The sequence below is a fragment of the Neptunomonas antarctica genome (genome assembly GCF_001305295.1).
In the GTDB taxonomy this organism is placed as follows: domain Bacteria; phylum Pseudomonadota; class Gammaproteobacteria; order Pseudomonadales; family Balneatricaceae; genus Neptunomonas; species Neptunomonas antarctica.
On record NZ_LJSI01000026.1, the window covers coordinates 188,362 to 198,877 of the forward strand.

The window sequence follows — 10,516 nt, forward strand, 5'->3', positions numbered from 1 at the left end:
ACACAACCCGCTGACACCAGACTAAATTTTATGCCTGGTGTCAGTTGTTATTTATTCTGCAAAATAAGGGATTATATGAATGTAACATTACTCATAACAGCCATCGCTGTTGGCGCTGTAATTCCGATACAGGGAGCGCTTAACGCTAAACTAGGCTTAGCCATGATCCATCCAATGCAGGCCACGCTGGTATCGTATATCGGCGGCACAATCGCCTGTATCGCAGCTTTACTGTTTGTGCAAGCAAGCCTGCCAGACTGGAAGCGCATAACGGATACTGACTGGTATCTATACTGTGGCGGGTTCTTAGGGGTGATATTTGTGAGTGGTATGCTGTACCTAATGCCTAAGGTAGGTATTGCAAATATGCTGGCAGCGGCAATCGTTGGGCAGCTAGTCATGTCACTTATTTTAGATCACTTCGGCTTTTTTGGTTCTCTGGTTATCGCAGTAACACCATCCCGGGTAATCGGAGTCCTGCTATTATTATTGGGATTGTATTTTATTCAAAGGCAGTGAGTTACCAACACACCGACCACTCCCTCTCTCAGGGCTCGTTCATCATATTTACATCCAAAAATTTTCTTTGCACCACAACTGAAAACGGCTGTCACTTTAGGCTTAGAGAATAGATTTAATAATCTATATAATACTAATAAGCTTACAATTGTATTCAAAATATATAAATAAAGCACACAGAATACTGGCCAGTTATTTTATTTCTTGCGAACAGCCCACCCGCTATTGGTGAAGAGAATCACTAATTTTCGTATAAATAGAATCAATACGATAAATTTATGATGGCACCCTCCACTATAAAAAGTATTTACTTAAGCGGTTGAAATATATTTATTTTAAACCTTTTTATAGTACTTTTTTTACACTCATCTGAACTTAAAAATCTAATTTTAACAACAAACTAAAACAGCCAAAATCGCATTTTTTCAATACTCCACTACAAGTCGACACATCACATATACAAAAGTGAACGTTAACCTTTATTTTTCACTTTGTGAAATTCATAGTATACAATTTTTATCGATAATGTAGACAGACACTCTTATCGGACTTATAGTTATTACAAGTGAGTTAAGGAGAAAACGTTCAGAAAATCATCGAACCAAATTACGTTGCACGACAACGTTGGTTCGCTTGAACCCAATAAAAATAAATAGGTAATGCAACTATGAAAAACACAGCCCCAAACAGTTCGGGCAATAATGACCTGATTTACGGACTGGAAGATAATCCTGCTGTTGCTCCATCCATATTTGCAGCAATACAACACGTGCTAGCAAGCTTTATCGGAATCATCACTCCCACGCTTATCATCGGTGGCGTGCTCGGTCTGGGCGAAGAAGTGCCTTACCTGGTAAGTATGGCTTTAATCGTTTCAGGTATAGGAACGTTTATTCAGGCAAGAACATTTGGCCCTCTTGGATCCGGATTACTTTGTGTGCAAGGAACAAGCTTTGCATTTTTAAGCTCCATCCTAGCGGCAGGGTTCATTGTAAAAGGAGAAGGTGGAGGACCAGAAGAAATCCTGGCTACCATTTTCGGTGTTTGTTTCATTGCAGCATTCGTGGAAATTTTTCTGAGTCGCTTTATCCATAAACTAAAGAAGATAATTACACCCGTAGTCACTGGCACCATTATCACGCTGATAGGGCTGTCACTCATCAAAGTAGGTATGACCGATCTTGCGGGAGGCTTCGGCGCACCGGATTTAGGCTCACTAGAGAACTTAACGCTAGGAGGAACGGTGATATTTATCATCATTTATCTGAATCGTTTCCAAATCCAATCCCTACGTTTAAGCGCAGTAATCATTGGGTTAAGTGTGGGTTACTTTGTAGCGTTTCTGATGGGTAAAGTTGATTTTTCCGGTCTAAATAGTCTGGCAACAATCACTGTACCAATCCCCTTTAAATATGGTTTTGATTTCAACTTCGCGGCATTCTTTCCTATCGCGATTATATTCATTGTGACAGCTCTTGAAACCACCGGTGATTTAACGGCAAACAGCATGGTTTCTCGCCAACCTGTAAAAGGGCCTCTTTACATAAAGAGGATAAAAGGCGGAGTGTTAGCTGATGGATTCAACTCAGCTATGGCAGCATCCCTAAACAGCCTCCCAATGACTACGTTCAGCCAAAACAATGGCGTGATACAGCTCACCGGCGTTGCCAGCCGACACGTAGCACTCTATATAGCAGGCTTTCTTGTGATACTTGGCCTGTTCCCCGTTATCGGTGGCGTGCTACAACTGATGCCTAAACCGGTTCTCGGTGGGGCAACCATCATTATGTTTTCTACCGTTGCCGTTGCCGGTATTAAGATTCTTGCCGAATCAGGGTTTTCGCGACGGAACATGCTTATCGTCGCTGTTTCTCTGGGTTTAGGTCTAGGAGTCTCAGCCGTGCCTGAAGTGCTATCAGAGTTGCCGAAAACACTAAAAAACATCATTGGATCACCGATTACTATCGGTGCTATGTCGGCAATTTTCCTTAACTTTCTTCTGCCGGAAGAAGACGCTGAACAAAAACTGCTGGACGAACTTGACCACGTCAATGCAGAAGCTATCAGTGGAGATCACCTCACCGATAAATCTTAATTTAGTCAATACCCAGAATGTAAGGGACCTGACTCTCTTACATTCTAATATCAAAAATTGAACACCCTCCTTCTAAAAACACTTTGCATTGCATAGTCCTTGAGTAGCGGAACCTGTAAAAGCTACCGCAAAAACCCTGAAGATGCATACCGATATACCGCCAAAGGCCATCTTGTCGCATGACCAGCAACGGCAGCGCAATTCCAGGCTTAGGTAATTTAGGTGCGCTTGATGTTCGGGGGTTTTACTTATCCGTTCTCTTAATAAGATGCGTTACTATTAATTAATTCTGGAATCTAAAATTTCAACTAGCGGTTTCAACAAAAAAACCCGCTGCCAGCACGCCAGTGATGGCACACAGTTCATCAATATCCGAAGTATCACCACTAATACCCACAGCCCCGACAACGACATTCTCATCATTACGAATTAACACACCACCAGCGACGGGAATTACGTTTCCCTGAGCCAGCGTATTCAAAGCAGAAACAAATGCAGGGCGCTCCTGGGCATCTATTCCGATAGCACGAGAGGACTTTCCCATTGCTACAGCGCCCCATGCCTTAGCAAAGGCAATGTCTGGCCGCAGCATGCTTGAGCCATCCTGACGCTGTAATGAAATAACTTTCCCTCCAACATCTAACACCGCTACTGAAAGCGGCGAAGCCTGAAGTTCCAAGCTCTTATTAAAAGCTTCTTGTGTAATCGTCATTGCTCTGCCCAAATCTAATTCACTCATGTATGAGACTCCCATTAATTTCAAATATTAGAATTATTTCGGCCACTCGTAACAGGAATATAAACAGGCAATAGATAAGGCTCGCATCCTGCCCACTACTTTTCAACACTACGCAGCCATACATTAATTTATACAATAACATACAAATTATGTATACAATTTTATTTAAAATAGGACACATTGATAAATAACAGATTATTTCTATCTTTCAAACATGCATATAACGAGCAACCGTTTAATCCCTTGTGCGCATCAGGCTTGTTAATTTTAGTGTTACATCGCTATGAATAGTCCCTCGGTCATTATGCAGAATAGCCAAGTTTTGCAGATATTTCTTTACCCGCCTTAACGACATCCTCTATCCATTCGTTTCTCCTTCGCTCAATAGGCGCTGAAAGAGAAAGCCCTGCCGCCACACCACCAGATCTGTCATACAAGAGAACGCCGATACAACCGACACCGATCTCCGCTTCTTCATTATCCAAGGCAAAGCCCTGTTGAACACTCGTCAAACACTCTTGAGTTAATTCAGGCAAGGAAGAAAAGGTGTTTCGGGTATAAGCCGGGAGATTAGTACGTTGTGCATAGCTTTCAATTGCGGCTTTACCACCACTGCCCAGAATCAGCTTACCGACAGCAGCCACATGCAATGGAGCTCTACTACCGACAATTTGCTGTACATGCATCATACGTTTTGGATTTGCTTTTTCGAAGTAAATAACCACATCACCTTCACGAATAGTAAGGTTAATTGTTTCACTAAATCTATCCCTTAATCTCTCCATGTAAGGGAGAGCGACTGCCCGCACATCATTATTTTCCTGCGAATGACTGCTCAGCCCCAGCAACCTCTTCCCAGGCCGATACTGACCATTGGAATCTTGAGCAACAAAACTATTATCGATCAGCGAGTGAAGAATTCTATGTGTTGTCGATGGATGTAAACCGGTATCAGCACTCAATATTTTTAGCTTTACGGGGTTCGTGTAACGAGAAATTGCATCAAGTAATAAGGCTGCCCGATCGATTACCTGAATTCGAGAATCCGGTTTTAAGCTGCTCATATTAAGCCCTCCAAAGAATACAAAATAACAAATTTAAAAATACAATCAATGCAACACAATCAAAATTTTCATTGGATTTATCATAATATTAAAAATTAAAATAAAAATAATACATTATTATCAACAACTTATAAAAATACTTCATTTCATATTGTGAAACTGATTCGTATTGCGAGACTAACAAAAAAACCATAGTCTATAAAGCATACAAATTATTTATTTATTGTATGCATTCTGATTAATTTAATGAATACAATTATAGATCGATATAAATACAATACTGATCGTTATGAATACAGTGTTCTGGTTCAGCGAACCCTATTTAACTACCTTACGGAGTAGAAATAATGTCCGATCAAAATCCGGTTTTTATACCAGGCCCAACGAATATCCCTGACCGAGTACGCCATGCGATGAACGTGCAAACACGCGATCACCGCTCGCCGGATTTTGTGAAAACTTTCGCACCGGTTTTAGAGGATTGCAAACGCGTTTTCGGCACTGAAGCAGGGCAGGTTATCACCTTCCCTTCTACCGGTACGGGCGGATGGGAAGCCGCTATTTGTAACACCCTGTCTGCTGGCGATACTGTTCTGATCGCACGTTACGGTATGTTTTCTCATCGTTGGATCGACATGTGTCAACGTCACGATCTGCATGTTGAAGTGATCGAATGCCCATGGGGTAGCGGTGCTCCAGCAGATTTGTTCCGGGAACGCCTGAACAAAGACAGCGCTCACAAAATCAAAGCCGTTCTGGTAACGCATAACGAAACCGCTACCGGTGTGCTTAGTGATATTGGCGCGGTACGTAAAGCAATGAACACAACCAGCCACCCCGCTATGCTGTTCGTCGATTGCGTAAGTTCACTGGGTTCTATGCCTTTTAAAATGGATGCATGGGGTGTTGATATCGCCATTGCGGGTTCTCAGAAAGGCTTCATGCTGACAACCGGTATGGCTATTCTGGCGGCCAGCCCGAAAGCCTTGGCGGCAATCGAAACAGCACAACTGCCACGTACCTACTTTGATTTCCGCGACATGATGGCCGCTAACAAAAACGGTGGTTTCCCGTATACGCCTCCATTGCAGCTAATTTATGGATTAAAAGAAAGCTTAACTATGCTGTTCGATGAAGGTCTGGACAATGTCTATGCTCGCCACTTTCGTCTTGCTGAAGGCGTAAGGCAAGCAGTTGCTGCATGGGGTTTCAAACTGTGTGCCAACGCGCCTGAACTGTATTCACACAGCGTAAGCGCTATTTATGTACCCGAAGGTTTTGATAGTAACAAGCTGACTGATCATGCCTTTAACGCGTATGGCGTGTCTTTCGGTATTGGTCTGGGTGAAATGAATGGCAAGGCTTTCCGTATTGGCCATTTGGGCTCTCTGACAGAAGTTATGGTGTTGTCTGGACTGGCCGCCATCGAGATGGCGATGGCGGATCTTGATTACCCCATCACTCTGGGTTCAGGTGTCGCTGCAGCGCAGGAATATTTCCGTAAAACTGCCGCAGCAAACATCGGGTAATGAACTGCTCTTTGCTAATCAAATGTGTGAGGTAAGCCATGATTACTGATAACAACGGTTTAACCATTCCAACCTATGAGGATGTTCTTGAAGCGCATGAGCGAATCAAGCCTTACATCCATGAAACACCTGTTCTAACGTCACGCTTTCTTAATGAACTGACGGGAGCGGAATTGTTTTTCAAATGTGAAAACTTACAAAAAGCCGGGGCCTTTAAAGTACGCGGCGCTTCTAATGCTGTCTTTGGCCTTAGCGAAGCGCAAGCGGCACGAGGTGTAGCCACTCACTCATCGGGTAACCATGCACTCTCTTTGTCTTATGCTGCCGGTCAGCGTGGCATCCCGGTCACGGTGGTTATGCCACGTACCGCACCTCAAGCGAAAAAAGATGCCGTTATCGGTTACGGCGGCACGATCGTCGAATGCGAACCGTCAACGACGTCACGCGAAGAAACCTTTGCAAAAGTAGTCGGCGAATCGGGCGCTGATTTTGTACACCCCTACAATGACCCTCGTGTTATTGCGGGGCAGGCTACTTGCGCGAAAGAGCTAGTGAGCCAGGTTGAAAATCTGGATGCGATTATCGCCCCTATCGGGGGTGGCGGAATGATTTCAGGCACCTGCCTGACGGTTTCTAGCATTGCGCCCGACGTGAAAATTTATGCCGCTGAACCGCTCAACGCCGATGATGCGGCGCGCTCGTTTAAAGCCGGCTACATTATTGCAGATGACGCACCTGAGACCGTTGCCGATGGCCTGAAAGTCCCCTTAAAAGACCTGACCTGGCATTTTGTCAGGAATCACGTGACCGATATTTTCACCGCCACTGAAGATGAAATTATCGACGCGATGAAGCTGATCTGGAAACGCATGAAAATCGTCATGGAGCCTAGCAGCGCGGTTCCTCTGGCGGTTATTTTGAAAAATCCTGAAATTTTCAAAGGCAAGCGTGTGGGCGTGATCATCACGGGTGGCAATGTCGACCTTGATACCCTTCCATGGCTTAAAAACTAATACTCATTCCAACCGGAGCAAATGAACATGACGATACACAATAGCCCTGAAAACTTATGTGAAAGCTTACATGAAAGCTTAGAAGTTGGTTACGATGTACCCGCCGTTGTCGGTATGGATGAAGCGGATATTCAAACGCCTTGCCTGGTAATCGATCTGGATGCACTTGAAAAGAACATCTGCACTATGGGTCAATATGCTAAAGAGATGGGCGTGCGTCACCGTGTACACGGCAAAATGCATAAATCGGTTGATATTGCATTGCTGCAAGAAAAACTCGGTAATAGCTGTGGCGTTTGTTGTCAGAAAGTATCAGAAGCTGAAGTTTTTGCACGCGGCGGCATCAAGGATGTACTGGTGTCTAACCAAGTACGTGATCCAGCAAAAATTGATCGCTTAGCACGTTTGCCTAAACTAGGCGCACGCACTCTGTGCTGTGTTGATGATATCGACAACGTAGCAGAACTCTCTGCTGCTGCTCAAAAACACGGCACACAGATTGAGTGTCTGGTTGAGATAGACTGTGGCGCAGGCCGTTGTGGTGTTGAAGCAGGCCAGCCAGTCGTCGACATTGCAGTGGCTATCAATGCGGCACCTAACTTAAAATTTGCCGGCATTCAGGCTTATCAGGGTGCGATGCAGCACATGGAAGGCTTCGAAGACCGTAAAGCAAAAATAGAGATTGCTGTAGCGATAGTTGCACGCTCTATCGCAATGCTAAAAGACAAAAACCTGGAATGCGACATCGTGGGTGGTGGCGGTACAGGTTCTTATTACTTCGAAGGTACTTCAGGCGTATTCAACGAACTACAGTGCGGCTCTTACGCCTTTATGGATGCTGATTATCAGCGGATTAAAGACGAAAACGGCAACAAAATCTCTGAATTTGAAAACGCGCTGTTTATCCTCACATCCGTAATGAGCCATACCAAAGCTGATAAAGCTATCTGCGATGCTGGCCTGAAAGCACAATCAGTCGACAGCGGCTTACCGTACATCTTTGGTCGTGACGATGTTGAATACATCAAATGCTCTGATGAGCACGGGGTTATCTCCGACCCGAACGGGGCGCTGAAAATCAACGAAAAGCTGAAATTGGTACCCGGACATTGCGACCCAACCTGTAACGTTCACGACTACTATGTTGGCGTACGTAACGGCAAGGTAGAAGTGCTGTGGCCCGTCAGTGCACGCGGTAAAGCTTACTGAAAAAAGTTTACTAAATAATACACCTGCTGTTTATTGTTAGTAATAAACAGCAGGCCTTCTCGAATAGGAGAAAAATATGCTTGCTCCAGTTGATCCACCTACGAATAAAAAGGGCATCTCAATTGTTTCTGAAGATGTCTGTCAACAGACCGTGGGTCGCCCTGAGGCTTTTACCGCGGTGGAAAATGTCTTTGCAGCCATGGCGCGTGGCGATGCCTATAATTTCCCGGTCGTACGCGAAGCAATCGGCCATGCCGATGCGTTATACGGCTTCAAATCCGGCTTTGATCGCGCCGGCATGTCACTGGGCGTAAAGTCCGGAGGCTATTGGCCCGGCAATGCAGCTAAAGGTCTGACCAACCACCAGTCCACCATTATTTTATTTGACCCGGACACAGGTCAAATAAAATCCATTGTTGGCGGCAATTACCTCACGGCAGTGCGAACAGCCGCCTCTTCTGCTGTATCGATTGCTCATTTGGCTCGCAAAGATGCGAAAGTACTAGGGATGATCGGCGCAGGCCACCAGTCAACCTTCCAGCTTCGCGCCGCCGTTGAACAGCGCGACTTTGAAAAAGTGCTGGCATGGAACCCACATCCGAAAAATCTGGTGCGCTTAGCGACCGTCTGCGCAGAATTAGGACTACCTTTTGAAGCAGTTGAACGTGAGCAGCTATGCGCAGAAGCCGATGTCATTATTACCATCACCTCCGCTTTTGAACCCCTATTGCGGCACGAATGGATTAAACCAGGCACGCACATCGCTTGCATGGGTACCGACACAAAAGGCAAACAAGAAGTTGATCCGGCTCTGCTCGTTGCTGCAACTCTGTTTACTGATGAAATAGCGCAGTCCATTTCTATCGGTGAAGCTCAACACGCAGTCGCTTCAGGAGCCCTGAAAGCAGGCGATATCACTTCACTTGGCGATGTCATCAATGGCGACCATTGTGGACGTAGTTCAGCTGAAGAAATCACCTTATTTGATGGCACCGGTGTAGGCCTTCAGGATCTGGCGGTAGCCTCCGTAGCAGTTCAGCTAGCTGATGAACGGAAGCTTTCAAGTAAAATTAGTCTCTAACCCAAATACCCATAAATTTACGATTGGGTAGGGCTATCTCGACAATAGCGACTCAATAACCAGTATTACTAAGCCCCCTCTGCTACGGCTAAAGCACCAGCAGCACCCCTTCCTGCTGGAGGGGGCTTTCTTCACACACGTCATTATCCGCAGAAAAAACAGGTACATCAACATGCTTAATATTGCCAGAAACCGAATGAGAGAGCTCCTGAAAACAGAACAGTGCATGACGTGCGCGTCTGTATTTGATCCATTGTCATCACGCATGGCAGATAAAATCGGATTCAAAGTGGGTATTCTTGGAGGCTCTGTCACATCCTTGATGACACTAGGTGTTCCTGATATTAGCCTGCTGACGCTGAGCGAATTAGCTGATCAGGCAAAACGCGTCTGTAGCGCTTCGGATCTGCCTATTATTGTCGATGGTGATAACGGTTACGGAAATTCGATCAATGTAATGCGAGCCGTTGAGGAAATGGAACATGCCGGTGCCGCCGCTATTACGTTTGAAGACACTATTTTACCTCGTCCCTACAACGAACCCGCGCTGAGTTTAATTTCAATAGACGAAGCTAACGCTAAACTCACGGCGGCAGTCAAAGCCCGTAAAGACCCGGATTTTGCAATTTTTGCCCGTACCCACGCCTTGAACAGTCAATCCTTCGATGAGGTGCTACGCCGCGTCAGAGCGTATAGCGCTACCGGAATTGATGGAATCTGTATTTTTGAATTGCATGACAAAGAGAAACTAGCACTGCTTGCCGAAGCGACACCTCTACCGATCATGCTGATCAGTTATGGTCACGTAGAGTTAGGCAGCAGAGAAGAAATGGCCGGAAAAAATGTCCGCATTTTCCTCAACGGTCACCATTCTTATGAAGCATCGGTAAAAGCAGCCTATGAGTCGTTACTGGCATTACATCAGGGTAGCCAACACCCTGACTCACAGGGAAGCGCTAAAGAAATCATCAAAGCATTTTCACAACACGATAAATATAGCGCATTAACGTCTGATTATATTTTTCCGGCTAATTCACTGAAGGTGGCATAAAAAGACACGGCTGATCAGCCGTTTTCTATCATCGCCCTTTCAAACTGGTAAAAATCTGAGCCTTAATTTTTTAAGGCTTTCAGATAAAACATCACAACGCCTCGATAAAAGGACTCTATTGTCATTTCTCATTTGAAATGAAATGCTTTCTCAAAATAGTGAAATGGCTTCTCATATAGAATGAAATGGGAACGAAAAAAGCAGCCAATGAAGTGA

Annotated in this window: 9 protein-coding genes; 7 read left to right on the forward strand and 2 right to left on the reverse strand. The window is 45.0% G+C overall.

The genetic code is table 11. The annotated features are described in order from the left end of the window. The first annotated feature begins 75 nt into the window (after positions 1 to 75). Positions 76 to 519: a DMT family transporter gene (locus Nant_RS05710; RefSeq protein ID WP_054340672.1), complete on the forward strand. Its 444-nt coding sequence runs from the start codon at positions 76 to 78 to the stop codon at positions 517 to 519. Between the two features lie 667 nt (positions 520 to 1,186). Continuing rightward, on the forward strand, positions 1,187 to 2,614 hold the full coding sequence (locus Nant_RS05715) for a nucleobase:cation symporter-2 family protein (RefSeq protein WP_054340673.1): 1,428 nt from the start codon (positions 1,187 to 1,189) through the stop codon (positions 2,612 to 2,614). Positions 2,615 to 2,918: 304 nt separating this feature from the next. Here the strand turns inward: Nant_RS05715 and Nant_RS05720 are convergent, their stop codons facing one another. Then, the gene (locus tag Nant_RS05720) at positions 2,919 to 3,353 is read right to left on the reverse strand and encodes a GlcG/HbpS family heme-binding protein (protein WP_054340674.1); all 435 of its coding nucleotides are present in this window, start codon (positions 3,351 to 3,353) and stop codon (positions 2,919 to 2,921) included. Positions 3,354 to 3,655: 302 nt separating this feature from the next. Beyond that, positions 3,656 to 4,417 (reverse strand): IclR family transcriptional regulator, encoded by a 762-nt coding sequence (locus tag Nant_RS05725; protein ID WP_054340675.1) that lies wholly within the window; start codon positions 4,415 to 4,417, stop codon positions 3,656 to 3,658. Between the two features lie 347 nt (positions 4,418 to 4,764). Here Nant_RS05725 and bhcA point away from each other — a divergent pair, with 347 nt between their 5' ends. From bhcA to Nant_RS05750, 5 genes are all read left to right on the forward strand, one after another. Beyond that, positions 4,765 to 5,946 carry an L-aspartate--glyoxylate aminotransferase BhcA gene (gene bhcA / locus Nant_RS05730; RefSeq protein WP_054340676.1) on the forward strand — a complete coding sequence of 394 codons (1,182 nt, stop codon included), beginning with the start codon at positions 4,765 to 4,767 and terminating at the stop codon, positions 5,944 to 5,946. Positions 5,947 to 5,984: 38 nt separating this feature from the next. Further along, complete coding sequence (gene bhcB / locus Nant_RS05735; protein WP_054340677.1) at positions 5,985 to 6,959, forward strand: beta-hydroxyaspartate dehydratase BhcB; 975 nt, start codon at positions 5,985 to 5,987, stop codon at positions 6,957 to 6,959. Between the two features lie 27 nt (positions 6,960 to 6,986). Then, the gene (gene bhcC / locus Nant_RS05740) at positions 6,987 to 8,168 is read left to right on the forward strand and encodes a 3-hydroxy-D-aspartate aldolase BhcC (RefSeq protein WP_054340678.1); all 1,182 of its coding nucleotides are present in this window, start codon (positions 6,987 to 6,989) and stop codon (positions 8,166 to 8,168) included. A 76-nt stretch (positions 8,169 to 8,244) separates the two neighbouring features. After that, the gene (bhcD, locus tag Nant_RS05745; protein ID WP_054340679.1) at positions 8,245 to 9,249 is read left to right on the forward strand and encodes an iminosuccinate reductase BhcD; all 1,005 of its coding nucleotides are present in this window, start codon (positions 8,245 to 8,247) and stop codon (positions 9,247 to 9,249) included. Between the two features lie 172 nt (positions 9,250 to 9,421). Beyond that, positions 9,422 to 10,300, forward strand: coding sequence for an isocitrate lyase/PEP mutase family protein (locus Nant_RS05750; RefSeq protein ID WP_054340680.1), 879 nt, complete (start codon positions 9,422 to 9,424; stop codon positions 10,298 to 10,300). Positions 10,301 to 10,516 lie beyond the last annotated feature (216 nt).

What these genes read in the sequence shown, in the direction of transcription:
- Nant_RS05710 (WP_054340672.1), top strand. Translation starts at nt 76, where the DNA reads ATGAATGTAACATTACTCATAACAGCCATCGCTGTTGGCGCTGTAATT.
- Nant_RS05750 (WP_054340680.1), top strand. Translation starts at nt 9,422, where the DNA reads ATGCTTAATATTGCCAGAAACCGAATGAGAGAGCTCCTGAAAACAGAA.
- bhcB (WP_054340677.1), top strand. Translation starts at nt 5,985, where the DNA reads ATGATTACTGATAACAACGGTTTAACCATTCCAACCTATGAGGATGTT.
- bhcD (WP_054340679.1), top strand. Translation starts at nt 8,245, where the DNA reads ATGCTTGCTCCAGTTGATCCACCTACGAATAAAAAGGGCATCTCAATT.
- bhcA (WP_054340676.1), top strand. Translation starts at nt 4,765, where the DNA reads ATGTCCGATCAAAATCCGGTTTTTATACCAGGCCCAACGAATATCCCT.
- Nant_RS05720 (WP_054340674.1), bottom strand. Translation starts at nt 3,353, where the DNA reads ATGAGTGAATTAGATTTGGGCAGAGCAATGACGATTACACAAGAAGCT.
- bhcC (WP_054340678.1), top strand. Translation starts at nt 6,987, where the DNA reads ATGACGATACACAATAGCCCTGAAAACTTATGTGAAAGCTTACATGAA.
- Nant_RS05725 (WP_054340675.1), bottom strand. Translation starts at nt 4,417, where the DNA reads ATGAGCAGCTTAAAACCGGATTCTCGAATTCAGGTAATCGATCGGGCA.
- Nant_RS05715 (WP_054340673.1), top strand. Translation starts at nt 1,187, where the DNA reads ATGAAAAACACAGCCCCAAACAGTTCGGGCAATAATGACCTGATTTAC.